A 25,032-nucleotide genomic window follows, 5' to 3' on the forward strand; every position below is an offset into this window, starting at 1 on the left:
CGGCCCCACCCCCTCTCCGCTTCCTCGTCAGAGCCCCTCCCGGGAGACAGCCATGCCAATTTCCGTCAGAAGAAGCCTTGTTGCGGGACTGAGTACCACGTTCCTCCTCGCCGCCACCGGCTGCGGCGCCGGCGCCACCACCGCCGCCGGTTCGTCCGCCGACCTCAAGCCCGCCCCCGCTGCCCAGCGTCTCGACAAGGTCTGTCCCGCCACCGTCGTCGTCCAGGCCGACTGGGAGCCCGAGGCCGAACACGGTCCGATCTACAACCTCGTCGGCCCCGGCTACACCGTCGACACCGACAAGAAGCGGGTCACCGGCCCCCTCGTCATCGGCGGCAAGGACACCGGCGTCAAGATCCAGGTACGGGCGGGCGGTTCGGCCGTCGGGTACCAGACGCCCGCCTCGGAGATGTACATCGACCAGTCCATCACCCTCGGCATGGTCACCACCGACAGCGCCATCCAGACAGCGGGCAAGCGGCCCGTCACCGCGGTCGCCGCGCTGATGAAGAAGAGTCCGCAGGTCCTGATGTGGGACCCCAAGACCCACCCGGGCTGGAAGACCGTCGCCGACATCGGCAAGAGCGGCGCCAAGGTCGTGTACCGCGACGGCGAGGTCTTCGCCCCGATGCTGGTGGCGAAGGGGCTCATCAAGAAGAGCCAGCTGGACGGGAGTTACGACAGTGCGCCGTCCCGTTTCGTCGCCGACCCCTCCATCGCGCAGCAGGGCTTCGCGACCGCGGAACCGTACATCTATGAGCACGAGGTCGCCGCCTGGAAGAAGCCGGTCAAGTTCCAGCTGCTGTCCGATGTCGGCTACACCGTCTACCCGGAGGCACTCTCCGTCCGCACCGGTGCGCTGAAGAAGCTCAGCCCCTGCCTGAAGAAGCTGGTCCCCGTCATCCAGCAGTCGGCCGCCGACTTCGCCGCCGCACCGGACACCGCGGTCACGCTCATCGACGACATCGTGAAGCAGTACGGCACGAGCTGGGTCTACTCCAAGGGCACCGGCCAGTACGCCGCCAAGGAGATGGTCAGGCTCGGCATCCTCGGCAACGAGGCCGACGGATCGATCGGGAGCTTCGACAAGAAGCGCGTCGCCGACTCCCTGAAGACCTTCGGGCCGATCCTCACCAAGGGCGGCGTCAAGATCCCGGCCGGGCTGAGCGCCGATGACCTGGCGACCAACGAATTCATCGACACCAAGATCGGAATGAAGTGATGGCCGTCGACCCCAAGAACACGACTCTCTCCGCTGCCGAACTGCGCCGGATGACCGAACTGGTCGTGGACGAGGCGGTATTGGACGCCGGAGCAGGTACCACGCACCGCACCCCCGGCATCGAGGAATTCTGCACGGAGGCCGCCGCACTCCTGGGCGAGGATGCCGTCGTACGCGAGGACTCCGCCCTCGACAAGGCGTCCCGCGACTGGGCGCACATGTCGCCGATCCTCGCCGCCAAGCTCCCCGCCGGTCGCGCCGAGGTGGTGCTGCGCCCGTCGTCGTACGAGCAGATCCAGCCCCTCGTCGCCCTCGCCCACCGCCTGCGCATCCCGCTCACCCCGCGCGGCAAAGGCACCGGCAACTACGGCCAGGCGATCCCGCTCCACGGCGGCGCCGTCCTCGACCTCACCGGATGCGGACGCATCCTGGGCGCGGGCGACGGGTGGATCAGGGCCGAGGCGGGTGCAAAGATGTCCGACCTGGAGGCGCATGCGCGCACGCTGGGCCAGGAGCTGTGGATGTTCCCCTCCACCTTCGGGACATCGCTCGGCGGCTTCCTCTGCGGTGGGAACGGCGGCACGGGATCGCTCGCCAACGGCACCAACGGGGACGGCTTTGTACGGGAGTTGACCGTCGTCCCGTGCACGGCGGAGGCCGAGCCCTTCACCGTACGCGGCGAGGAAGCCCTCCCGTACATCCACGCCTACGGCACCACCGGCATCACCACGACCGCGACCGTCGCACTTCAGCCGGCCCGCGTCTGGACCGGCCTCTTCACCTCCTTCGACACCTGGACCTCCGCCACGGCCGCGCTCTCCGACCTCGTACGCCTGGAGCCCGCCCCGCGCTTGGTCTCCCTCGACGAGCCCGGCCTCGTCGAGACCTTCGAGGCCGACCCGGCCCTCGACCCGGCCGCGCTGAGCGTCCGCGCGATCATCGAGGAGCGGGCCGAGGACGACGCCCGGGCGATCATCGAGAAGCACGGCGGCCGGGTGACCGAGGTACGTCCCGCACCGCGCGGCCCGGCTCTCATCTCCTCGCTCTCCTTCAACCACCCCACGTACCACCTGATGAAGGCCCAGGACGGCTACTTCCACCTGGAGATCGGCGGCGACGTACTGCTCGGCGACCCGGCAGCGGTCAAGGCAGTCTTCCCCGGGACGGTGCTGCACCTGGAGGGGATGCGCTCGGGGACCGTCGGCATGCTGATGGCGCACTACCAGGACGAAGCCACCGTGTACGAGGGGATCGCCGCCCTGGAGGCCCTGGGCGTCGGCGTCCACGACGTCCACAACTGGTACGTCGACCGGCGCCTCGACCTCGCCCGCGCCGCGGCCCGCACGGCCGACCCGCTGGGGCTGCTCAACCCCGGCCACCTCCTGGGAGCGCACTGACGATGACCTTCACCCGCTTCACCGACCTCAGCGGACCGTCGGTCACCGACCTGTCCGCCGACACCGTGGCCGTCCTCCCCGTCGGCGCGATCGAACAGCACGGGCCCCATCTGCCTGTCGCCACCGACTACTTCATGGCGGAGGCGATAGCCAAGGGCGCCGCCCTGGCCGCATCCGACAGCTGCGACATCACACTGCTGCCGGGCCTTGCGTACGCCAAGTCCGACGAACACGCCTGGTCGCCCGGGACGCTGTGGCTCAGCGCCTCGACGCTCTTCGCGGTACTGGACGACCTCGGACGGTCCCTCGCCAAGGGCCCCGTCCGGCGGCTCGCGTTCCTCAACGCACACGGCGGCAACAGCGCGCTGCTGGGAGTCGCCCTGCGTGAACTACGCACCAAGTACGGCCTGTTCACCTTTCTGCTGCACGCCGCGCTGCCCGCGGACCAGGGCGGCGCGTCATCCGCCGGCGAGCTGGGCCTTGGCGTGCACGGCGGGCTGAACGAGACCGCGGCGATGCTGCACCTCCACCCGGATACGGTGGACATGTCGCTGGCCGAGCGGAGTGTCCCCGAACACCTGACCGCCTACGAGCACATCGGCTTCGGCAAGTCCGTCTCCTTCGGCTGGACCAGCGACGACTTCGGTACGGGCAACGGCGTCATCGGCGACCCCACCGGAGCCACGCCCGAACTCGGCCGCAAGCTCGTCGACACCGCCATCGCCAACAACGCGGCCGCACTGCGCGAATGCGCCCGCTTCCTGCCTTCCGCCTGACCACCATCTGTCCGACCGCCTGACGTCGAGGACACCCGCCATGGCCATCCCCCCGCTCCACAAGCCGCTCAGCGAGATCACCGCCCACCACATCACCGCAGGCGACACGGTCAAGCTCGCCGTCCTCACCGGTCCGGCCGACGGCTCACCGACCACCGTCGTCTTCGAGGTGTGGGAGCCGGGCGGCGCCCAGCCGCTCAACTGGCACCCCGAGTCCGTGGAGACCTTCGTGGTGCTCGCGGGCGAGGGCCGCGCGGTCAGCGACGAGCACCAACGCGATCTCGCACCCGGCGATGTACTGGTCCTGCCCGTCGGATCCAAGCACCGGATCACCAACACCTCGGCCACCGAGCGGCTCTACACCCTCACGATCATGTCCCCCGACGAGGGCTTCGCCGACCTGATCCAGCGCGGCCCCTTCGCGGTGCTCGACGACGCGGACCTGGCCGTACTCGGAGCTGCCCGATGAGCACGGTGCCTTCCCGGGGGGCAACCCCCGGACCCCCGGCCGGACAAGCAGGCCGCCCCGCCACGCCCCACCGCACTGACGGGGCGAACCGCAGCGAACTGCTCGACGCCTTCTGGTCGTACGAACAGGCCCTCGGCGCCAATGACGTGGCGGGCCTCGACCACTGGTTCCTGGACGCCCCGGACACGGTGCGCGCCGAGGGTTCCACGGTGCTGAGCGGGCACGCGGCCATCTCGGACTTCCGTCGCGGCCGCAGCGGGGGAGCCCCGGCCCGTACGGTCGAGCGCGTCCATGAGGTGCGGATCGCCGAGGACGTCGCCGTACTGACCGCCGAAACGCTGCGGGCCGGCGGGGCGCGCGGGATGCAGACACAGGTGTGGCGGCTGACGGGGGAGGGCTGGCGGATCGCGGCCGCGCACGTCAGCGCGGTGCCGGAGCCGGTGGCGGACGAGGCTCCGGACTCCGCGGTGTGGCGGGTCGTGGGCGAGCCGCTGGTCGCCGGGGCGGAGGCGGGGCCGCTCGCCGGTGCACGTACCGCCGTCAAGGACCTCTTCGCCGTTGCCGGACAGCGGATCGGCGGGGGTAACCCGCAGTGGCTGGCCGAAGCGCTGGTGGAGCCCCAACACGCCGACGCTGTAAGGGAATTGCTCAGCGCAGGCGCTCAGCTGGCCGGGATCGCCCAAACCGACGAACTCGCCTTCAGCCTCGCCGGGACCAACATCCACTACGGCACCCCCGTCAACCCCGCTGCCCCCGGCCGGATCACCGGCGGCTCCAGCAGCGGCCCGGCGGCGGCGGTCGCCCGCGGCTGGGCGGACCTGGGGCTGGCCACGGACACCGCGGGCTCGATCCGGGTCCCCGCCTCCTACTGCGGCCTCTACGGCTGGCGCCCCACCCACGGAGCCGTCCCCACCGGCGGCCTGCTCCCGCTGGCCCCGTCGTTCGACACGGCGGGACTGCTTGCCCGGGACCCCTACCTGCTGCGTACAGCGGCGAAGGTGCTCCTGCCCCGGGACGACGAAGCCCCGATGACCACGCTTCTGGTCGACGACGCCCTCACCGCGCTCGCCGAACCCGAGGTCCAGGCATCCTTTGAGGCGGCATGCCGGGCGCTTTCCCTCCGCACCGGCCTGGAGCTCGTACGGACCGACACCGGCATGGCCCCACACCTGGAGGAGTGGCTGCCCGCCTTCCGTACCGTCCAGGCGGCCGAGGCGTGGGCCGCGCACGGGGAGTGGATCGAGAAGCACCCAGGCGCGCTGGGGGCCGACATCGAGGCCCGGTTCGCCGGGGGGAGCCAGGTCACGGAGGGTGAAGTGCGTGACGCCACCTCCGGGCTCCTGTCCGCCCGTTCGGTCATCGTCGAAGCCCTCCCGCCCGGCACCGCGCTCCTTCTCCCCGCCACGAGCAGCCCGGCCCCCCGCGACGATGCGACACCGGCCGAGGTCGAGACCGTACGAGCCGCAACCCTCCGCCTCACCTGCCTTGCCTCGCTCGCCGGGCTGCCCGCCGTCACCATGCCCCGGCTGCGGGTCCGCGACCTCCCGGTCGGCCTCTGCGCGATCGGCGCACCGGGCACGGACCACGCCCTCCTGGAGCTGACCCATGCATGAAATCGGCCCCAACTCCCGCAACTCCTGGCGCGCGGACGCCACACACGTCGACCTTCGCCGCCCGCAGCGCCCGGCCCGCCCCGTGACCGTGGAGGCTCAGCCCCAAATCCTGACGCTCGACCTGGCCTCAACGGCCATCGTCGTCATCGACATGCAGAACGACTTCTGCTCGCCCGACGGCTGGCTGGCCTCGATCGGCGTGGACGTGTCCCCGGCCCGCACCCCCATCCCCGTACTCCAGAGGCTCCTCCCCGCCCTCCGGGCGGCCGACGTCCCCGTCGTCTGGCTCAACTGGGGCAACCGCCCCGACCGCGCGAACCTCCCGCCCGGCGTCCTCCACGTCTACGACCAGGAGGGAACCGGAGGCGGCATCGGCTCCCAACTGCCCACCGGGGCAAGGGTCCTGGAACGCGACAGCGCGTCCGCCGACATCACCGCACCCCTCTTTGCGGCACCCGGCGACCTGCACATCGCCAAGTACCGCATGAGCGGCTTCCAGGACACCGAATTCGACAGCGTCCTGCGCAATCTCCGCGCCGACACGCTCCTGTTCGCCGGAGTCAACGCCGACCAGTGCGTCCTCGCCACCCTCATGGACGCGGCGAACCTCGGCTACGACGTGCTGATGCTGGAGGACGCGGTGGCCACCACCTCACCCGCGTACTGCATGGACGCCACCGTCTACAACGTCCGCCAGTGCTTCGGCTTCACCCTCACCGCCGCCGACCTCCAGGAAGCCCTGTGACCCTCCTCCAGCCCCACCGGGGCCCTGTCGACGGCGACCACTACCTCCCCGCCGACCCGGCCGCGGTCCACTGGGGCCTGCTTCCCAACGCCCTTTCCAAGCCGTCCCTTTCGGTGCCTTCAGGCGCGAGCGTCACTCTCGACACGATCAGCCACGAGGGCATCCTCGCCGACCAGGGCCGCGACCCGGCCGCCTTCTTCGCCGCCGCCGGAATCCACGGCATCCTCCACGACACGGCCGAACTCGCCTCCTCCACCCGCCTCCACGACGCCGCCGCCCACGGCCCGCATGTGGTCACCGGCCCTGTCCACATCCAGGGGGCCGAGCCGGGCGACGTACTGGAAGTCGAGGTCCTCCGCCTGCGCCGCCGCGCCCCCTACGGAGTGATCAGCAACCGCCACGGCAAGGGCGCGCTCCCCGGCGAATACCCCCAGGGCCCCGGCCCCGACCCGGTCAGCCTGGTCGCCACGGTCGGCGACGACGGCCGTGGCCGCCTCCCGGTCGGCGACGGTCGCGACATCCGCTTCCCCCTTCGCCCCTTCCTCGGCATCATGGGCACCGCTCCCGCCACCGAAGATCCGGTCCACTCGGTGCCTCCCGGCCCGCACGGAGGCAATCTCGACGTACGCCACCTGGGCGTCGGCGCCCGCCTCTTCCTCCCCGTTGCCGTCGAGGGCGCCCTCTTCTACGCAGGCGACCCGCACTTCTCCCAGGGCGACGGCGAAGTGGCCCTCACCGCCTTCGAAGCCCCTCTGCGCGCGACCCTCCGCCTCACCGTCCACCGCGACCCCGCCCTCCGCCGACTCGCATCCCGCCTGCGCGCCCCCTTCGCCGAGACCGACACCGAGCACATCGTCATGGGCCTGGACACCGACCTCGACGAGGCGATGCGCCATGCCGTACGCGACGCCCTCACCCTCCTCGACGAGCGCTTCTCCGTCCCCGGCCCGGTTGCCCTCGCCTACCTCAGCGCGGCCGCCGACTTCCAGGTCTCCCAGGTGGTCGACATCGTCAAGGGCGTCCACTGCCGCATTTCCAAGGCGGACCTGACCTTCTGACGCCACACTGCTCGCGCTCTGCCAGGGGAGCGAGCCTGGATCTCAGGTCTCGACTGCAGGCGACATCACGCCGGTGGCACCTTCGCGATCACGAGCCGTCCCACCCTGAGCGGCTCATCGAGCAGCACGCGATGCGTGACTGGATCCGGGACGCGGTGAAGGAGCTGCCGCAGCAGCTGCGGCTGGTGCTGATGCTGCGGCACTTCAGCGGCGTCACCTCCTACCAGGAGATCGCCGCAGCCTGCGAGGTACCGGTCGGTCAGTGCGCAGCCGGGCGCAGGTGCGGACGGTGGCGCTGGGCGCGCGTGGTGACGCTCCTGCGACGCTCATTCTGATGGGGCGTCGGACGGCTCACCCCTTGTCCTCCTTGCCCAGTGACGGCGTGCTGGGCGGTGCCGTCGGTCTCGCTCCCGGTGGGACAGCCCTTAGTGCGGGGGGCTCGGCCCGGGTGAACGCCGGTGCCCGTGCCCAGCGTGAAGCGCGGGGACCTGCCGTGTCCGGGAGCGCGGCAGGGCACCGGCCGTCGTGACCGGTGCCCTCCCGCTGCGCAGCTCCGCTCGGGGAGCCCTGCGGCCGGGCCGCCTACACGGTGGGGGCCGGTTCCGGCCTGCCGGCGCTTCCCGGAGGCAGCAGTGCGGATACCTCGTCCTCGGCAGAACGATGGGCGTGGACCCCGATCATGCCGAAGGCGGTCAGGGCCGCCGCGGCGGCGGCCGCCACGCCGCAGATCAGGTAGGCGGTGCTGAAGCCGCTGCCCAGGGCGTCCAGGGCCAGACCGTGCGCCGCGGATCCCGGGGCGCCGGACGGCAGGCTGTTCACGGCGACAGGCCCTCCGGCCTCGGCGATCTCGCGTGCCGCTGCCGTCTGACTGGCCGGCAGGTCCGCGCCGGCCAGGTTCGCCGCGAACGCCGACCCCGCGTTGCTGAGGGCGACCGCGCCGACGACGAAGGGGCCGAGGGCGAAGCCGAGGTCGCGCAGCATGTTGGTGGTGGCGCTGGCCATGCCCGCCAGGTTCGGGGGCACGCTGTTCAGCGCCACGGCCGTCACCGAGCTGACGGTCAGGGCGAAACCGATGCCGGTCAGCAGGGCGGGCGTGACGAACGCGCCGAGTCCCGGGTCGGTGACGTCCAGCCGGGTGCACAGCAGACAGCCGATCGCCATCAGGACGAACCCGGAGGTCAGCAGCCAGGACGCGGCGACCCGGTGGAGGAGCCGCGAGACGATCGGAATGAGCAGGAAGGCGGGCCCCTGGAGGAGCAGGAAGGGGATCGCGACGCGGATCGGGTCCTGCTGCTGCACGGGACCCAGCCACATGCTCGTCGCGAAGCAGGCGCCGAGGAAGGCGAACATGCCGATGACCGCGACGACGGACGACACGGTGAAGGCCCGGTTGCGGAACAGGGTCAGGTCGAAGATCGGGGATTCTCGGCCCCCAGCTCCACCACGACGAACCCGGCGAGGAAGCAGATGCCGAGGGCGAAGGCGAGCATGACGGGAAGGGTGGTCCAGCCCGGTGTCCGGGCGGCCCCCGCGGTTGGGCCCGGGGACGTCGTCGTCCCGTTGTTGAGCGTCATTGCTGTTCTCCCTGGCTGGGAAAGGCGGGCATCCCGAAAACGGGAGCCTTGAGAGCGTGGAAGCCTCGGCTCTGCGTGCGCGGTGGGGGGAGAAGGGCACGACGCGAGTCGGGTGCGATTCCGTGGAGAATGACACTCGATTTGCGAGTGGTCTCCATGTAAGGGAAACCGCCACGCCGTAGTGCGGTCAGGGGATCAGCGCTGCTCGGCCAGGTCCTTCTCCAGGGCGTGCGCCGTGGCGTCCAGGGCGGCGACCAGGGGCTGGAGGCGATGCGGGTCGTAGCGCACGCTGGGCATGGACACCGACAGACCGGCCAGCGCGGTGCCGTCCCGGTCGCGCACCGGCACGCCGACGGCGACGAGACCGCGTTCGGACCGCTCCTGGTTGACGGCGAACCCGTTGCGACGCAGACGCCTCAACTCGGTCCGCAGCCGGGAGAGATCGGGGCGGTCGCCAGGGCGGTCGCGGTAGCGCTCGGGGGCGTACACCTCGTCCAGTTCCTCGTCGGAGAGGTCGGCGAGCAGCAGCAGTCCCGCCGTCGTGCGGTGGGCCGGGAACACCATGCCCTCCCGGGAACCGACCCGTAGTGCCTGCCGGCACTCGACACTGGCGATGAACCGGGCCGTGTCCCCGGTGCGCACGATCAGGTTCGTGGTCTCACCCAGAAGATCGACGACCCGGTGCAGATGGGGCAGGGCCGCCGCGCGCAGCCGCGACACCAGGGACTGGGAGTGCGCGGCGAGTTCCAGCACCGGCCCCGCACGGTAGACGCGGTCCTCGCCCTGTACGGCGAAGTCCCGGTAGACGAGCATCGCCAGGACCCGGTGGGCCGTCGACCTGGCCACGCCCAGCCGCTCGGCGATCTGCGACACGGTCGCGCCGCCCTCCATCTGCAGGATGGTCGCCGCCCGCAGCGCGTGGTCCACGCTGGCGATGGGGTAGGGCGGCGGCGTCTTGAGCGGTTTGTCCATGGCATCCTCCGGATTCTGCTCTCCAGAATCTATATGTTCTTCTGGCGGACACGGCGCACGCTGTGGGGCGTGACTCAGTCCTCCATCGCCCAAGACATCCGCACGGGTTCCCCGGTCCGGCTCCAGGCCGTCTCCGCGGAGGGGCAGCCCGAGGTCACCCCGGCGCTCGAAGAGCTGTACCGGGGCTTCGAACAGGAGCTGCTCGTCCCGCTGTGGACCGAGATCGGCGACCTGATGCCGGCCCACCCGCGCTCGCGCGCCGTGCCGCACCTGTGGCGCTGGGAGCGCCTGCGGGAGCTGGCAGCCCAGGCCGGCGACGTGGTCCCCGTCGGCCGCGGCGGTGAGCGCCGGGCCATCGCGCTGGCCAACCCCTCCCTCGGTGGGCGGCCGTTCGCCACCCCGACCCTGTGGGCGGCCATCCAGTACCTCATGCCCGGCGAGGACGCCCCCGAGCACCGGCACACCCAGCACGCCTTCCGCTTCGTCGTCGAGGGCTCGGGTGTGTGGACGGTCGTCGGCGGCGACCCGGTGCCGATGAACCGCGGTGACTTCCTCCCGCAGGCGGGCTGGAACTGGCACGCCCACCACAACGCCACCTCCGAGCCGATGGCCTGGATCGACGGCCTGGACATCCCGTTCCAGTACGACACCGAGGCGCAGTTCTTCGAGTTCGGCCGCGACGAGATCAGCGACGCCGAGCGGATCACGCCGGAACGGTCGCGCTCCGAGCGCCTGTGGGGCCACCCGGGCCTGCGTCCGCTGTCGGCCGCCCCGGCCACGCCGGGCAGCCCGCTGCTGTCCTACAAGTGGGAGTACACCAACGCTGCCCTGGGCGACCAGCTCCTGCTGGAGAAGGAGGGCTTCGGCGGCACCGTCGAGCCCGGCCACGCCGCGGTGCGCTACTCCAACCCGCACGACGGCTCCGACGTCCTGCCGACCATCCGCGCCGAGTTCCACCGCATCGCCCGCGGCGCCGAGACCGCGCCGGTGCGCGAGACCGGTTCGTCGGTCTACCAGGTCTTCGACGGCTCCGGCGTGGTGACCGTCGGCAACGAGTCCTGGACGGTCAGCCGCGGCGACCTGTTCGTCGTCCCGTCCTGGGAGCCGTTCTCCGCCAAGTCCGAGGCCGGCGCGACCGACTCCGACGAGGGCGCCCTCGACCTGTTCCGCTTCTCCGACGCGCCCGTCTTCGAGGCGCTCAAGCTCAACCGCACCCAGAAGGACGCCTGAACATGAAGCTCGCCACCATCCGCACCGCCGACGGGACCCGGGCGGTCCGCCTCGACGGCGAGGTCCTCGTCGACCTCGGGTACGCCGACCTGGGCCGGCTGTTCGCCGAGGCCGACTGGCAGTCCAAGTCCGCCGCCGCCTCCGGCACCACCTACCCGGTCGAGGGCGCGGACTTCGCGCCGGTCGTCCCCAGCCCGTCCAAGGTTGTCTGCGTCGGCCACAACTACACCAACCACATCAAGGAGATGGGCCGGGAGCTGCCGAACTACCCGACCCTCTTCCCGAAGTTCGCCGAGACCCTGCTGGGCGCAGGCGACGACATCGTCAGGCCGGCCGAGACCGACGCGTTCGACTGGGAGGTCGAGCTGGCCGTCGTGATCGGCAAGGAGGTGCGCCGCGCCGACGAGCAGCAGGCCGCCGACGCCATCGCCGGCTTCACCGTCATGAACGACATCTCGGTGCGCGACTGGCAGTTCCGCACCATCGAGTGGACCCAGGGCAAGATCTGGGAGGCCTCCACCCCGGTCGGCCCCTACGTCGTCACCCCCGACGAGGTCGGCGGCGTCCGCCCCGCGCTCGAGGTCAAGACGGTCGTCGACGGCCAGGTCATGCAGCAGGACGACACCGGCACGCTGCTGTTCGACCCGGTCTTCCTGGTGCAGTACATCTCCACCGTCATCTCCCTGAAGCCCGGCGACATCATCGCCACTGGCACCCCGGCGGGCGTGGGCAACGCCCGCGACCCCAAGGTGTTCCTGCTTCCCGGCCAGACCGTGGTCACCGAGATCGCCGGCCTGGGCGCCTGCACCAACAAGGTCGAGGGATGACGGACGGTACGCGGACGTTCGCCGACGCGCGCGAGTGGGCCCGCACGGGCACCAAGCTGCTGCTCGACGCCGTCGCGGGACTCGACGAGGCCGGCTTCTCCGCCCCCAGCGTGTTGCCGGAGTGGACCCGCAAGCACCTCGCGGCGCACGTCGCCGCCAACGCCGATGCCCTGTGCAACCTGGTGCACTGGGCGGCCACCGGCGAAGAGACGCCGATGTACGCCTCCCCCGAGGAGCGCGCCGCCGGCATCGCCAAGGGTGAGGGCATGTCGGCCGAGGAGCTCAGCTCCTGGGTGACCGCCTCCGCGCAGGCGCTCGACGAGGGATGGGACCGGCTCACCGACGAGCAGTGGCAGCACGAGGTCGTCACCGCCCAGGGCCGCACCGTCCCCGCCACCGAGCTCCCGTGGATGCGCGCCCGCGAGGTATGCGTCCACGCCGTCGACTTCGGTACCGGCGCCGGCTTCGCCGACCTCCCGGCCGGCTTCCTGACCGCCCTGTGCGACGACGTCGTCACCAAGCGCGCCGCGGCCCCCGGCCCGGCCGTGACGCTGCGGGCACCGGCCACCGGCGCCGCCTGGGACCTGCCTGGCGACGGTGAAGCCGCCCTGGTCACGGGCGAGTTGCACGACATCGCGGCCTATCTGACCGGACGGGGTGCCGGCCCGCTTACCGCCGACGGCACGCCCGCCCCCGCGCTGGGCGCCTGGCTCTGACCCGGGGCCTGCCCCGCGACCGAAAGAACAGATCATGAATTCTGAATCCAGCCCCGCCGGGCGGCCCGACGTCCTCGTGGTCGGCGGCGGCATCGGCGGCCTCAGCTCCGCCTACGCCCTGGCCCGCCAGGGACTGCGCGTGCGTGTCCTCGAACGGGCCCCGGAGTTCGGCGAGGTGGGCGCCGGCCTGCAGATCGCCCCCAACTGCACCCGCATCCTTGCCGAGTACGGCCTGCTCGAGGAGGCCAAGACTCTTGGCGTCGTCCCCGAGAACATGGTGATGCGGGACGCGCTCGACTCCCGGCAACTGACCCGGCTGGACCTGCGCGACCTCGAACGCCGCTACGGCTTCCCGTACATGGTCATCCACCGCAGCGATCTGCACGGCATCTTCCTGCGTGCCTGCGAACGCGCCGGTGTCGAGCTGCTGAACGACCAGACCGTCGTCGGCTACGAGAACACCGAGGGCGGCGCTCGGGTCCTCCTCGAGGACGGGCGAGTCGAGTCCGCCCCGCTGGTGATCGCGGCCGACGGACTGCACTCCGTGGCCCGCCGCCAGCTGATCGACGACGACGTGGTCAGCTCCTCCTACGTCGCCTACCGCGCGGCCGTCCCGATCGAGCAGGTCCGGGACAACGGCATCGCGGAGCAGGACGTCACCGTCTACGTCGGCCCCCACTGCCACTTCGTCCAGTACGCCCTGCGCGGCGGCGACATGTTCAACCAGGTCGCCGTGTTCGAGTCGCCCAAGGCCATGGCCGGTCAGGAGGACTGGGGCACCCCCGACGAGCTGGACGCGGCCTTCGAGGCCACCTGCGACACCGTGCGCAAGGGCATTCCGCTGATGTGGCGGGACCGCTGGTGGCGGATGTACGACCGTGACCCCATCGAGACCTGGGTGCACGGGCGGATCGCCCTGCTGGGCGACGCCGCGCACCCGCCGCTCCAGTACATGGCGCAGGGCGCGATCATGGCGATCGAGGACGGCTGGGTGCTCGCCCGGCAGTACGCCCGGCTGGCCGAGGCCACTCCGGCGGGCACCGAACCGGACTGGGACGCCGCGCTGACGGCGTACGAGGCGGTACGGGTGGAGCACTGCCACCGGGTGCAGGCCACGGCCCGCGCCTGGGGCGAGCTGTGGCACCTCGACGGAGAGTCCCGGCTCCAGCGCAACGCGATCATGCGGGCGCGGGACACCTATGACTACTCCTTCACCGACTGGGTGTACGGCCCGACCGCGCTGACGCCGGACGAGGAACCCCCCATGTTCACGCCGATCCCGCTGTCCTCGGCGGTCGTCGAGGACGCGGAGGACGAAGCGCTGACGGTCGCCGGAAGCCGCAGATCATGAGCGACGCCTACCTCTACGCGGCGGCCCGCACCCCGTTCGGCCGTTTCAACGGAGCCCTGGCCGGCATGCGGCCCGACGATCTCGCCGCCACCGCACTGACCGGGCTGCTGGACCGGGCGCCGGACCTGGACCACACCGCGATCGGTGACGTGGTGTGGGGCAATGCGAACGGCGCCGGCGAAGACAACCGCAACGTCGGCCGGATGGCGGTGCTGCTGGCCGGACTGCCGGTGAGCGTTCCCGCCACCACCGTGAACCGGCTGTGCGGCTCCAGCCTGGACGCGGCGATCATCGCCTCGCGCACCCTGGAGTCCGGCGACGCGGACATCGTCGTCGCCGGCGGCGTGGAGTCCATGACCCGCGCGCCCTGGGTGCTGCCCAAGCCGGACCGCGCCTACCCCGTCGGCCATGTCACGGCCGTCTCCACGACCCTGGGCTGGCGGCTGGTCAACCCCACCATGCCGAAGGAATGGACGGTTTCCCTGGGGGAGTGCAACGAACTGCTCCGGGAGAAGTTCTCTATCTCCCGGGAGCGTCAGGACGCGTTCGCGGTGCGCTCCCACACGCTGGCCACCCGGGCCTGGGACGACGGTTTCTACGACGACCTGGTCCTCCCCATGGAGGGGCTTGCCCGCGACGAGGGCATCCGCCCCGAGACCGACCCCGGGAAACTGGCGGCCCTCAAGCCGTCGTTCTGCCCGGACGGGACGATCACGGCCGGCAACGCCTCCCCGCTGAGCGACGGGGCGTCCGCCGTGCTGCTGGGCACCGCGGCGGCGGCCGACCGCATCGGGCTCGCCCCCGTAGCCCGCATCGCCGGCCGCGGAGCGCACGCCGTCGAGCCGCAGATGTTCGGTTACGCCCCCGTGGAGGCCGCCGAGCAGGCACTGCGCCGGGCCGGGATCGGCTGGAGCGACGTGGGTGCGGTCGAGCTGAACGAAGCGTTCGCGGTGCAGTCGCTCGCCTGCGTGGACGCCTGGGGCATCGACCCGGAGATCGTCAACACCCGGGGCGGCGCCATCGCGATCGGGCACCCGCTGGGCGCCTCGGGCGGCCGGCTCCTTGCCACCCTGGCGAAGGTGCTGCGCGAGCGGCGACAGCGCTGGGGCGTCGCGGCCATCTGCATCGGCGTGGGCCAGGCCCTCGCCGTGGTCCTGGAGAACGTCACCGACGAAGTGAGCCAGGGATGAGAACGACCATCGCCGCGACGGCCGACGAGGCCGTGGCGGGCATCGAGGACGGCTCGACGGTCCTGGTGGGCGGATTCGGTCTGGCGGGCATGCCGTTCGATCTCATCGACGCGCTGATCCGCCAGGGCGCCGGCGAGCTGACCGTGGTGTCCAACAACGCCGGCAACGGGGACGTGGGCCTGGCCGCACTGCTCAAGGCCGGCCGGGTGCGCAAGGTGATCTGCTCCTTCCCCCGGCAGAGCGACTCCTATGTGTTCGACGAGCTGTACCGGGCCGGCCGGGTGGAGCTGGAGGTGGTGCCGCAGGGCACCCTCGCCGAGCGGATGCGGGCCGCCGGTGCGGGCATCGGCGGCTTCTACAGTCCCGTCGGCGTCGGCACCCCGCTGGCTCAGGGCAAGGAGACCCGGGAGATCGACGGACGCGCTCACGTTCTGGAGTACCCGATCAAGGGGGACGTGGCCCTGATCTCGGCGCACCGTGCGGACACCATGGGCAACCTCGTCTACCGCAAGACCGCCCGGAACTTCGGCCCCGTCATGGCCACCGCGGCTACCACGGTCGTCGCCCAGGTCACCGACATCGTGCCCGTCGGAGAGATCGACCCGGAGACCGTGGTCACCCCAGGTATCTACGTCGACCGCCTCGTACGGGCCGAGGCCCGCAGGCTCACCGTGCAAGGAGCCCGCTGATGACAGCCACGAACACCACGCCCCGCACGGGCCCCCTGGAGCACACCGACCGGGGCCCGCTCACCACCGACGAACTCGCGGCCCGCATCGCCCGCGACATCGCGCCCGGTTCCTACGTCAACCTCGGCATCGGGCAGCCGACCCGGATCGCCGAGCACCTGGCGCCGGACGCGGGGATCGTGCTGCACACCGAGAACGGCATGCTCGGCATGGGTCCGGCCGCGGTGGGCGACGAGGTGGACCCCGACCTCACGAACGCCGGAAAGGTACCGGTCACCGAGCTGCCCGGGGCGGCGTACTTCCACCACGCCGACTCCTTCGCGATGATGCGCGGCGGTCACCTGGACGTGTGCGTCCTCGGGGCGTTCGAGGTATCGGCCCACGGTGACCTGGCCAACTGGCACACCGGTGATCCCGACGCCATCCCCGCCGTGGGCGGCGCGATGGATCTCGCCGTCGGAGCGCGGCAGGTCCTGGTGATGATGAAGCTGTTCACCCGGGACGGCACCCCCAAGCTCGTCCCCGCCTGCACCTGCCCGCTCACCGGCACCGCCTGCGTCAGCCTCGTCTACACCGATCATGGCATCTTCGCCCCCGGCCCGGACGGGGTCCGGGTCCTGGAGACGTACGGCATCACGGTCGCGCAGCTACGGGAACGACTCTCCGTCGACCTGCTCCCGTGAGCCGCCGGCACCAAGGACCGCGGCATTCGATACACGCCCCGTAAATATTTCATGCACCACGTACCGTATGAAGCCAACATGTGTGTTCGACGTGCAGCGGGGCGTTAAGATCCGGTCATGGCGAACCTTCGTGAGGCACAGAAGCAGATGACGCGTCGTCTGCTGCTGGAGTCAGGACTCGAGCTGTTCAAGACGAAGGGGTACGCCGCCACCACGGTCGACGACATCGCGACCGCGGCGGGCACCACACGGGTGACCTTCTACGCCTACTTCCCTTCCCGCAGCGAACTGATGAAGGCGCTCATCGACGAGCAGCTCAACGAGGCGCTGCAGCGCGTCCGCTCCCCCGAGCACGGCTCCACGGCGCAGGACCTCGTCGCCACCGTCGCGGACGGGACGCCGGAGGTGATCATGGCGTGGCTGCGGCGAACCGCCGACAACTGGCCGGCCATCCGACCGATCATCCGCATCGGCCGCGATGCCGCGGTGGTCGACCCGGAGCTCACCGACCTGGTCGAGCGATGGCTGGAGGAGGCCATCAGCGACATCGAGGACGGACTGGCGACGGCTGGGCGCTTCGAGCCCCATCAACGCCACTTCCGGGGCGTCCTTGCGATGGCCCAGCTCGACTTCGTCGCCCAGAACTGGGATGGCGCCGACTGGAAGCTCACGCGTGACCAGATGCTCGACGAGCTCAGCGCCAGTTGGGTACGGCTGCTGACCTGACCTGACCTGACCTGACCTGACCTGACCTGACCAGGCCCGCGGGACCGGGCGCGCCACGGATGGCAGGGTCGCCGCTGGTCAAGCGGTTCGCGACCATCCGACGCGTGGTCGATTGTTCTGGGCGGCTCCACATCCGCGCAGGCCGACCCCCTGGCCCGGTCCGGCGCTGTGAGCGTAGTCGGCATCAGAGATGCGTTGCGACGTCTGGTGGATCCGGGGATACATGCGGCTTCCACGGCCGCGGACGCGGCCTGGTCGGCGTGGCCGTGCAGGTCACCGTGCCGTGGCACGTGCTGCTCGGAGCCTCGGACGCGCCCGGTGAGCCGGCCGGCTACGGGCCGATCACGGCATCCCAGGCCCGCGCCCTGGCGTGCTCTGGCGACGTGGTCCGGCGGCGACTGCTGACCGAGCTCGGCGCCGGCCGCGTCCTCAGACCGACCCCGCCCGCTACCGCCCCCTGTCGAGCTCGAACGCCACATCATCGTCTGCGACCCGCACTGTCGCTGCCTCGGTTACGCACGCCGCTCCCACCGCGTCGACCTCCACCGCATCCGCAGCTTCCGCGACGGCGGACCTGTCCGGTTCCGTGCAAAAGGTTCCGCGACGACCGTCGAGGAGATGCTCCTGGGCGCCTGCTGGGCGGTCGACGAGGTCGTCGCCCCGGTCGGCTTCGTTGCGCCGGACCTGCGCCGCAAGCGTGCCCGTCTGGTATCAGCCCTTGAGGGGACGGCTCAGGGCATCGCGCGGAGTCTCGGCCGCACGGCCTGACAACAGCCGCCAGGCAGCCCGGCTTGTCGACCCTACCCTCAGTGAAATGTTTTTTCTAAGCGTTCATTTCATTGACGTCATGTAAACCGAATGGCTACCGTGACAGCAGCCACGGGGTGCTGTGCACCCCACCCCGGACATGTGAGGGCAGGCATGAGCCTCAAGAGCAACACCGTGAACACCGTCCTGGGCCCGGTGCCGACTGAGGAACTGGGCGTCGTCTCGGTCCACGAGGCACTGCTGTCGGTGGTTCCGGGCGCGGAGTACGCCTTCGACATCACCATCGACCGCGCCGAGATCTTCGAGACACTCGCCGCGAAGCTGAAGGACTTCCGCGCCCGGGGCGGCGGCACGATCGTCGACAGCACCGGCATGTTCCACGGCCGGGATGTCCGGCTGTACGAGAGCCTCTCCCGCGCGACCGGCGTGCACATCGTCGCCTCGACGGGTCAGGGCCCGGAGGAGCTGCTCGGTGGCTACTTCCTCACGCCCCAGACCAACCCGCCGACGCCCTGGCCGGCCGAGAAGTTCGCCGATCTCTTCACCAAGGAGGTCACCGAGGGCATGGTGGTCCCCCGTGTGGAGCGACGCGGCGTCGCCGGCCTGGTGGCCACCACCGCGACCACCGAGGGCATGACCGCGACCGACGAGAGCCTGTTCCGCGGTGCGGCCCAGACCGCCCTGAGCACCGGCGTCGCGGTCTCCATCCGCTACGGGGGCGACGCTGTCCACGACCTCGACGTCGTCCTGGACGAGAAGCTGCCGGCCGACCGCGTGGTCGTCGGCGGACTCGACCGCAAGGACGCCGTCGCCGCCGGTGCGCCCCTCGAGATCGCCCGCCGCGGCGCCTACGTCGCACTCGACCACGTCGGCGTGGAGGACGCGGCCCACATCACGGATGCCGAGCGTGTCGCCCTGGTCGCCGACCTCGTGCAGGCCGGCTTCGGCGACCGGATCCTGCTGTCGAGCAACGCGACCGGGGTGGCGAAGGGCCACCCCGCCAACGACCTGCCGTACAGCTACGTCCTGACCACCTTCGTCCCGCTCCTGAAGGCACAGGGCCTCAGCGACGAGGACGTGCAGCGGATTCTCGTGGAGAACCCGCGCGACCTGCTGTCGGTGCGCTGAGCGCGCCGACGCGAACGCCCATCAAGTTTCTTTTCTCAAAGGTGAGTTCTGTGTCGCGAGTGAATACCGTCCTGGGGCCGATCCCGACCGAGGAGCTGGGTCTCGTGGCCATCCACGAGCACATCGGCTACGGCATGCCCGGCTCCGAGCTGGACACGAAGTGGTGGAAGGCCCCCGAGCAGCGGTACGAGGAGACCGTCCCGAAGCTGCGCACGTTCCACGAGCACGGCGGCGGCACCTTCGTCGACGCGACCGGGATCTGCAACGGCCGTGACGTCGACTACTACAAGTCGCTGTCCGCGAAGACGGGCGTCCACATCGTCGCCTGCACCGGCTTCGTCGGCGGCGACACCGCCCTGGCGCACTTCGCCCAGGCCGGCGTGGACTACCTGACCCAGCAGTTCGTCCACGAGATCACCGTCGGCATCGGCAACACCGGCAGCCTCGCCGGTGTCATCAAGGTCGGCGTGAGCCGCGGTGGCCGTATGACGGACCTGGACAAGCGCATCTACCGCGCCGCGGCCCGAGCCTCGCTCACCACGGGCGTGCCGATCCTGACCCACCTCGCGATCGACGCCGAGAACGCGATCGCGATCTTCAACGAAGAGGGCCTTCCCCTGGACCGCGTTCTGTTCGGGCACGTCGACGACGGCGTGAACGCCGACAAAACGCACGATGTCTGGATCGCGGAGCAGGGCGGTCGCATCGGCTTCGACACCTTCGGCTACGAGACGGAGCTGCCGGACCCGCCGTTCTGGGCCCGCCCCCGCAAGGAACGGCTGGACCACTTCCTCCGCTTCATCGGCGAAGGCCGGCTCAAGCAGGTCCTCGCCTCCGCCGACGCCAACTGCAGCCCGCTGGGCTGGCCGGGCGTGAAGGGCCACACCGTCAACTACATCTTCGACGACCTCATCCCGGACCTCCGCGCCGCCGGCCTCGACGAGGCCGCGATCAAGACGATCTTCGTCGACAACCCCGCCGACTTCCTGACCATCCAGAAGTAGAGAGAACCACCATGCAGCTCTCAGACCTGAAGAACCTCAAGATCGCCATCGTCGGCGCGGGGTACGGCGGCGCTGCGGCGGCCAAGGCCCTCAGCCTGCTCGGCGCCGACGTCAACGTGTACGAGCAGGCGAGCCAGATCGGCGAGGTCGGCGCCGGCATCGGCCTGCGTCCCTCCACCATGAACCGGTTCCGCCAGTGGGGAATCTTCGACGCGATCGCGAAAGTGAGCTCGCCCAGCGACTACTTCGAGATCCTCACGGCCACCGGTGAACAGATGATGAAGGAGGCGTGGCCGGCCGCCGGCGAGCAGACCCACACCCACCTCATCCACCGCGGTGACTTCATCGACGCGCTCCTGGGCGTACTCCCCGATGGCATGGTGCACCTCGGTCACAAGCTGGAGACCGTCCAGGACAAGGGCGACAGCGCCGTCCTCACCTTCGCGGGCGGCAAGACCGTCGAGGCCGACCTGGTCGTCGGTGGTGACGGCATCAAGTCGGTGGTGCGCCGAGAGCTGTTCAGCGCCAAGGGCCCGGTGTTCTCCGGTGAGCACGCCTACCGCACGGTGATCTCCGTCGACGACGCCTACGGGATGGTCACCGACGACCAGCTGCGGATGTACATCGGCCGGGGCACGAAGATCTACCTGCTGCCGCTGCGCCACCGGGGCCAGGTGTCGTTCGACATCACCGCCCTGTGCCCGGACAGCACCTGGGCACCGCAGGTCACCAAGGACGACCTCCTGGCGACGGTCGAGGGCTTCGACGAGCGCCTCGTGAACATCACGCGCGACCTCGACATGGACACCGTGAACATCCGCGCGGTCTACGACATCGACCCGATCGACACGTGGCACACGGACTCCGTCGTCCTCGTGGGCGACGCGGCCCACTCGATGCTGCACCACCAGGGCCAGGGCGCGAACTCGGCCATCGAGGACGCCGGAGCGCTCGCAGACGCCCTGCAGCAGGCGGACTCCGTGAAGGAGGCGCTGGCCCTGTTCCAGGCCACCCGCAAGCCGGTGACCGACGAGCTGCAGCGCATCTCCCGTCAGGGGTGGACCGAGGAAGAGATTCACGAGGTCTTCCCCGGTCAGAAGCCCGCAACCGCTGCCCCGCAGGAGTAACGCCATGCCACTGCATCCTGAAATCGCCAAGGTCCTCGCCAGCCTGCCTGCCCAGCCCGAAGGCCCGCTCGACCCGGTCGCCATGCGCGCCGGGGACGAGGCGCATGTCGCTCCCCTCGAAGAGCGCCTGCCGCTCCACGCCGTCCAGGACGTGACCGCGCGGACGGCGTCGGGCGAGGTACCGGTGCGGATCTACACGCCGGTCGAGGCCGACACCTACGGCGTCCTGGTCTACTTCCACGGCGGCGCCTTCTTCCTCGGCAGCCTGGAGACGCACGACCACGTCGCGCGCTCGCTGGCCAAGGAAACGGGTCTCAAGGTCGTCTCCGTCGGCTACCGCCTGGCGCCCGAGGCCGCCTTCCCGGCCGGTCTCGACGACTGCTACGCGGTCGTGCGCTGGGCTGCCGAGGAAGGCGAGAGCCTTGCCTGGGACGGCACGACCCTCGCCGTCGCCGGTGACAGCTCCGGCGGCACCTTCGTCGCCGCGGTCGCAGCCAAGGCGCACGACGACGGCTTCGACCGGATCACCCACCAGGTCCTCTACTACCCCTCGCTCGACCTGGACTTCGACGTCGACCGCTATGCCTCGCTGCGGGAGAACGCCGTGGGCTACGGCCTGGAGACGGCGGGGCTGAAGCCCTTCAACGCCTTCTACATCGACAGCGGCGCCGATCCCGCGGACCCGCTCGTCTCGCCGATCAAGCGGGCGGACCTCACCGGGCTGCCGCCGGCCCTCATCGTCACCGGCGAGCTCGACCCGCTGCGCGACGAGGGCGAGCTCTACGGCCGGAAGCTGCAGGAGGCCGGCGTGGAGACGACGGTGAGCCGGTACGAGGGCGCGGGCCACGGATTCGTCCAGCACTTCTCCTGGATCCCGGAGTACCACAAGGTCTTCGCCCAGACGCGCGACTTCCTCAACCGGCGCTGAACCGCCCGACCCCGCGTACGAGTTCGGAAAGAGAGCCATGACGCACGCAGTCAACGTCCATCCCCTGGTCTCGCCGTGGGGTCGATTCGGTCTCTACAGCTTCTTCATCGACGCACCCGAGCCGGCCATCGTCGACACCGGGATCGCCTCCTCGCCCGCCGAAGGGATGGCTCCCGCGCTCGAGGCGATCGGACGCCGCATCGAGGACGTGCGCTGGATCCTGCTGACCCACGGTCACATCGACCACCTCGGCGGGGCGCACGCCCTGTGGGAGCTCACCGGCCGGCGCGCCAAGGTCGTGATCCACGAGGCCGACGCGCCGATGCTCCGCTCGCGGCGGGCCCACGTGGAGGAGTACCTCGCGGGACGGGGCCAGTACCTGGGCGACCCCGAGGGCGAGGCGAAGGTGACGGCCGCCACGCATGCCGTCATCTCCGGTGAGATGGAGCCCTCCCTACTCGTCAAGGGCGGCGAGACCCTCTCCCTCGGCGGCGACGTCACCGTCTCGGTGCACTCGATCCCGGGCCACACGCCCGGATCGGTCGCCTACGCCATCGACGGTCAGCGCTCCGTGTTCGTCGGCGACGCGGTGCAGGTGCACGGGGCCGCCAACGGCTTCCCCGGCTACGTGGATCCGGTCGCCTACCGCACCAGCCTGGAGTACGTGCGTGACGAGATCCGTCCGCGGCACCTGTACCTCGGGCACCCGTACCGCCGCGCCGACGGCACGCCGTACGGCGTCGAGCTCGACGCCGCGCAGGCCCAGGAGGCACTCGACCAGAGTCTCGCTGCAGAGGGCCGTGTCGGCGCGGCCGCCTGCGGCTGCCTGGGGGCCGGCCTGCAGGAGACGGACTCGCCGTACTCCCCGTTCGCCCCGGCCGCAGAGGAGCTCGGCTACACAGGCGACCCCGCACTCGAGCCCTCGCCGTTCTTCACCTCGATGCACGGCTACCGCACCCACCTCGACCAGAACTCGTACTGCACTGTCCTGGGGGATGACCCCCAGGCCCCCGGAGGAGCTTCGCACTCATGACTGACTTTCAGACGATCCAGGCGGGCGAGCAGAAGATCGCCGTCCGCAAGGATCTCCGGGTGCCGATGCGCGACGGTGTCACGCTGGCAGCCGACACCTACAGCGGCGTCGACGACAAGCCGCGTCCGGCGCTCGTGGCGCTCAGCCCGTACGGCAAGGAGCTGCAGGCCCTCGCGCTCACCACGCCGCCGCAGCGGCGCCCCAGCCCGATGTGGGACGGCTGCATCGAGGCCGGTGACATCGCGCGCGTCGTCGCGGAGGACTACGTCCACGTCATCGGCGACCTGCGTGGCTCCGGCGCCTCCGAGGGCGAGCACATCGGCAACTACAACGCCGGTGGAGTCTCGCTCGGCCAGGACGCGTACGACTTCATCGAGTGGGTCGCGGCGCAGCCGTGGTGCGACGGGAACGTCGGCATGATCGGCATCTCCTACTTCGGCTCGATGCAGGTGCTGGCGGCAGCCGAGCGGCCGCCGAGCCTCAAGGCGATCTTCGTCAGCGGCGGCCACTACGACTTCTACGAGACCACCTACCACGGCGGCGTCATGTGGTTCATGCCGCGCGCCGCCCGCGAGGGCCGCGGTGGCGACTCCGGCTGGGCCTTCACCGACGGCGTCAAGTCCCGCATGCTCGAGACCTTCTCCCCCGAGGAGATCAAGGAGCGCGTCGCCAAGCGCCTGCAGGACCCGGACGTGGCCGCCTGGCCCAACCTGGTCCACGTGCTGAACTACCCGAAGAACCACGAGGCCTGGTTCGACATCGTGATGAACGAGGTCGACGGCGACTGGTACGAGGAGCGCAACCCGGTCACGCTCGCGCCCGACATCGACATCCCCGTCTGGCTCCAGATCGACCAGGGCCGTGGCTGGACGATGGACGGCACCATCGAGCTCTACAACTCGCTGAAGGGCCCGAAGAAGCTCGACATCGGCCCCTACCCGCCGATGCAGTCGCGCCCCTTCATCGAGGAGCACGACAAGATGTTCCGCTGGTACGAGTACTGGATCAAGGGCATCGGCAACGGGGTCATGGACGAGCCCGCCGTCACCGTCCACGTCGAGGGTTCGCGCGAGACCCTCACCGGTGCGCAGTGGCCGCCGAAGGACGTGGAGTACAAGTCGCTCTACCTCCGCCCGCGCCGCAAGCTCTCCTTCGAGCCCGAGCTCATGGGCGCCGAGTACGCCGCCCCCGACGGCTTCTACCAGGCGCCGCTGACGGTGACCGACAAGGTGGAGATCCTCAACTGGAGCACCGCCCCGTTCACCGAGCCCACCGAGATGATCGGCCAGGGCGCGGCGCACCTCTTCGCGGAGATCGACCAGCCCGACACCAACTTCATCCTGCGTATGTGGGACGAGGCCCCGAACGGCAAGCGTCAGCTCATCACGACGGCCTATCTCAAGGCATCGCACCGCGAGCTCGACGAGGAGCGCACCACGGAGGGCGACCCCCACCACCCGCACACCCGCGCGGTGCCGGTCGAGCCGGGGAAGATCGAGGAGTACGTGCTGCGCGTCTACCCGTTCGCGGCGACGTTCCTGCCGGGCCACAAGCTGGTCGTGGAGCTCTCCAACGACGAGCCGCTGGCCGACGAGCACAACGCCCTGTTGCCGCCGGACGCCTTCCACCTGCCGGTGGGCCGCCCCGTCACCCACAAGATCTACCGTGACGCCGCCCACCGGTCGAGGCTCGTGCTGCCGTTCACGACGGTCACGGCGACGGACGCGGCGCGGTAGGGCTCCGCGCGTAACCACGAAGGAGACCAGCGCAGCGGTTCCTGATACGGCCATCACAACGCCGACCGGG

General features: G+C 70.6%; 26 protein-coding genes. 23 read left to right on the plus strand and 3 right to left on the minus strand.

Translation table 11 applies throughout. The annotated features are described in order from the left end of the window. Positions 1-52 precede the first annotated feature (52 nt). The 8 genes from ACZ4WS_RS26915 to ACZ4WS_RS26950 all read left to right on the plus strand — a co-directional run bounded on the left by ACZ4WS_RS26915 (position 53) and on the right by ACZ4WS_RS26950 (position 7,615). Positions 53-1,222, plus strand: a complete 1,170-nt coding sequence (locus ACZ4WS_RS26915) for a substrate-binding domain-containing protein (protein ID WP_467984182.1) — start codon at positions 53-55, stop codon at positions 1,220-1,222. Then, a complete protein-coding gene (locus ACZ4WS_RS26920) occupies positions 1,222-2,619 on the plus strand; it encodes an FAD-binding oxidoreductase (RefSeq protein ID WP_467984184.1) in 1,398 nt (465 codons plus the stop codon). The genes ACZ4WS_RS26915 and ACZ4WS_RS26920 overlap by 1 nt, the downstream gene beginning before the upstream one ends. A gap of 2 nt (positions 2,620-2,621) precedes the next feature. Then, entirely contained in the window at positions 2,622-3,395 is a 774-nt protein-coding gene (locus ACZ4WS_RS26925) for a creatininase family protein (protein ID WP_467984186.1), read from the plus strand. Positions 3,396-3,435: 40 nt separating this feature from the next. Further along, positions 3,436-3,864, plus strand: a complete 429-nt coding sequence (locus tag ACZ4WS_RS26930; RefSeq protein WP_467984187.1) for a cupin domain-containing protein — start codon at positions 3,436-3,438, stop codon at positions 3,862-3,864. Then, complete coding sequence (locus ACZ4WS_RS26935) at positions 3,861-5,477, plus strand: amidase (RefSeq protein ID WP_467984189.1); 1,617 nt, start codon at positions 3,861-3,863, stop codon at positions 5,475-5,477. Before ACZ4WS_RS26930 ends, ACZ4WS_RS26935 begins: the two co-directional genes overlap by 4 nt. Further along, positions 5,470-6,222, plus strand: a complete 753-nt coding sequence (locus ACZ4WS_RS26940) for a cysteine hydrolase family protein (protein WP_467984191.1) — start codon at positions 5,470-5,472, stop codon at positions 6,220-6,222. Before ACZ4WS_RS26935 ends, ACZ4WS_RS26940 begins: the two co-directional genes overlap by 8 nt. Continuing rightward, on the plus strand, positions 6,219-7,280 hold the full coding sequence (locus ACZ4WS_RS26945; RefSeq protein WP_467984193.1) for an acetamidase/formamidase family protein: 1,062 nt from the start codon (positions 6,219-6,221) through the stop codon (positions 7,278-7,280). Before ACZ4WS_RS26940 ends, ACZ4WS_RS26945 begins: the two co-directional genes overlap by 4 nt. A gap of 131 nt (positions 7,281-7,411) precedes the next feature. Beyond that, positions 7,412-7,615: a sigma factor-like helix-turn-helix DNA-binding protein gene (locus tag ACZ4WS_RS26950; RefSeq protein WP_467984195.1), complete on the plus strand. Its 204-nt coding sequence runs from the start codon at positions 7,412-7,414 to the stop codon at positions 7,613-7,615. A gap of 247 nt (positions 7,616-7,862) precedes the next feature. Here the strand turns inward: ACZ4WS_RS26950 and ACZ4WS_RS26955 are convergent, their stop codons facing one another. From ACZ4WS_RS26955 to ACZ4WS_RS26965, 3 genes are all read right to left on the minus strand, one after another. Further along, a complete protein-coding gene (locus tag ACZ4WS_RS26955) occupies positions 7,863-8,747 on the minus strand; it encodes an MFS transporter (protein WP_467984513.1) in 885 nt (294 codons plus the stop codon). Then, positions 8,684-8,854 carry a hypothetical protein gene (locus ACZ4WS_RS26960; RefSeq protein WP_467984534.1) on the minus strand — a complete coding sequence of 57 codons (171 nt, stop codon included), beginning with the start codon at positions 8,852-8,854 and terminating at the stop codon, positions 8,684-8,686. The genes ACZ4WS_RS26955 and ACZ4WS_RS26960 overlap by 64 nt, the downstream gene beginning before the upstream one ends. 195 nt (positions 8,855-9,049) lie before the next feature. Further along, positions 9,050-9,826 (minus strand): IclR family transcriptional regulator, encoded by a 777-nt coding sequence (locus tag ACZ4WS_RS26965; RefSeq protein WP_467984197.1) that lies wholly within the window; start codon positions 9,824-9,826, stop codon positions 9,050-9,052. Positions 9,827-9,895: 69 nt separating this feature from the next. Between ACZ4WS_RS26965 and ACZ4WS_RS26970 the strand changes: the two genes are divergently transcribed. The 15 genes from ACZ4WS_RS26970 to ACZ4WS_RS27040 all read left to right on the plus strand — a co-directional run bounded on the left by ACZ4WS_RS26970 (position 9,896) and on the right by ACZ4WS_RS27040 (position 24,962). After that, positions 9,896-11,056 (plus strand): cupin domain-containing protein, encoded by a 1,161-nt coding sequence (locus ACZ4WS_RS26970; RefSeq protein WP_467984199.1) that lies wholly within the window; start codon positions 9,896-9,898, stop codon positions 11,054-11,056. Positions 11,057-11,058: 2 nt separating this feature from the next. After that, entirely contained in the window at positions 11,059-11,883 is an 825-nt protein-coding gene (locus tag ACZ4WS_RS26975; protein ID WP_467984200.1) for a fumarylacetoacetate hydrolase family protein, read from the plus strand. Further along, entirely contained in the window at positions 11,880-12,599 is a 720-nt protein-coding gene (locus ACZ4WS_RS26980; protein WP_467984201.1) for a maleylpyruvate isomerase family mycothiol-dependent enzyme, read from the plus strand. Before ACZ4WS_RS26975 ends, ACZ4WS_RS26980 begins: the two co-directional genes overlap by 4 nt. A gap of 34 nt (positions 12,600-12,633) precedes the next feature. Continuing rightward, positions 12,634-13,950 carry an FAD-dependent oxidoreductase gene (locus tag ACZ4WS_RS26985; RefSeq protein ID WP_467984203.1) on the plus strand — a complete coding sequence of 439 codons (1,317 nt, stop codon included), beginning with the start codon at positions 12,634-12,636 and terminating at the stop codon, positions 13,948-13,950. Then, positions 13,947-15,140, plus strand: a complete 1,194-nt coding sequence (locus ACZ4WS_RS26990; RefSeq protein ID WP_467984205.1) for a thiolase family protein — start codon at positions 13,947-13,949, stop codon at positions 15,138-15,140. Before ACZ4WS_RS26985 ends, ACZ4WS_RS26990 begins: the two co-directional genes overlap by 4 nt. Further along, positions 15,137-15,829 carry a 3-oxoacid CoA-transferase subunit A gene (locus tag ACZ4WS_RS26995; protein ID WP_467984207.1) on the plus strand — a complete coding sequence of 231 codons (693 nt, stop codon included), beginning with the start codon at positions 15,137-15,139 and terminating at the stop codon, positions 15,827-15,829. The genes ACZ4WS_RS26990 and ACZ4WS_RS26995 overlap by 4 nt, the downstream gene beginning before the upstream one ends. Then, positions 15,829-16,512: a 3-oxoacid CoA-transferase subunit B gene (locus ACZ4WS_RS27000; protein ID WP_467984209.1), complete on the plus strand. Its 684-nt coding sequence runs from the start codon at positions 15,829-15,831 to the stop codon at positions 16,510-16,512. The genes ACZ4WS_RS26995 and ACZ4WS_RS27000 overlap by 1 nt, the downstream gene beginning before the upstream one ends. A 117-nt stretch (positions 16,513-16,629) precedes the next feature. Further along, complete coding sequence (locus tag ACZ4WS_RS27005) at positions 16,630-17,238, plus strand: TetR/AcrR family transcriptional regulator (RefSeq protein ID WP_467984211.1); 609 nt, start codon at positions 16,630-16,632, stop codon at positions 17,236-17,238. Positions 17,239-17,856: 618 nt separating this feature from the next. Further along, positions 17,857-18,006, plus strand: a complete 150-nt coding sequence (locus ACZ4WS_RS27010; protein ID WP_467984213.1) for a hypothetical protein — start codon at positions 17,857-17,859, stop codon at positions 18,004-18,006. A gap of 153 nt (positions 18,007-18,159) precedes the next feature. Further along, the gene (locus ACZ4WS_RS27015) at positions 18,160-19,134 is read left to right on the plus strand and encodes a phosphotriesterase family protein (RefSeq protein ID WP_467984214.1); all 975 of its coding nucleotides are present in this window, start codon (positions 18,160-18,162) and stop codon (positions 19,132-19,134) included. A 50-nt stretch (positions 19,135-19,184) separates the two neighbouring features. Further along, positions 19,185-20,138 carry a phosphotriesterase family protein gene (locus tag ACZ4WS_RS27020; protein ID WP_467984216.1) on the plus strand — a complete coding sequence of 318 codons (954 nt, stop codon included), beginning with the start codon at positions 19,185-19,187 and terminating at the stop codon, positions 20,136-20,138. A gap of 11 nt (positions 20,139-20,149) precedes the next feature. Next, positions 20,150-21,265 carry an FAD-dependent oxidoreductase gene (locus tag ACZ4WS_RS27025; protein ID WP_467984218.1) on the plus strand — a complete coding sequence of 372 codons (1,116 nt, stop codon included), beginning with the start codon at positions 20,150-20,152 and terminating at the stop codon, positions 21,263-21,265. Between the two features lie 4 nt (positions 21,266-21,269). Beyond that, a complete protein-coding gene (locus tag ACZ4WS_RS27030; protein ID WP_467984220.1) occupies positions 21,270-22,193 on the plus strand; it encodes an alpha/beta hydrolase in 924 nt (307 codons plus the stop codon). A gap of 37 nt (positions 22,194-22,230) precedes the next feature. Continuing rightward, on the plus strand, positions 22,231-23,226 hold the full coding sequence (locus ACZ4WS_RS27035; protein ID WP_467984222.1) for an MBL fold metallo-hydrolase: 996 nt from the start codon (positions 22,231-22,233) through the stop codon (positions 23,224-23,226). Beyond that, a complete protein-coding gene (locus tag ACZ4WS_RS27040; RefSeq protein ID WP_467984224.1) occupies positions 23,223-24,962 on the plus strand; it encodes a CocE/NonD family hydrolase in 1,740 nt (579 codons plus the stop codon). Before ACZ4WS_RS27035 ends, ACZ4WS_RS27040 begins: the two co-directional genes overlap by 4 nt. Positions 24,963-25,032: the final 70 nt, after the last annotated feature.

The organism is Streptomyces sp. NPDC029292, from assembly GCF_055569295.1.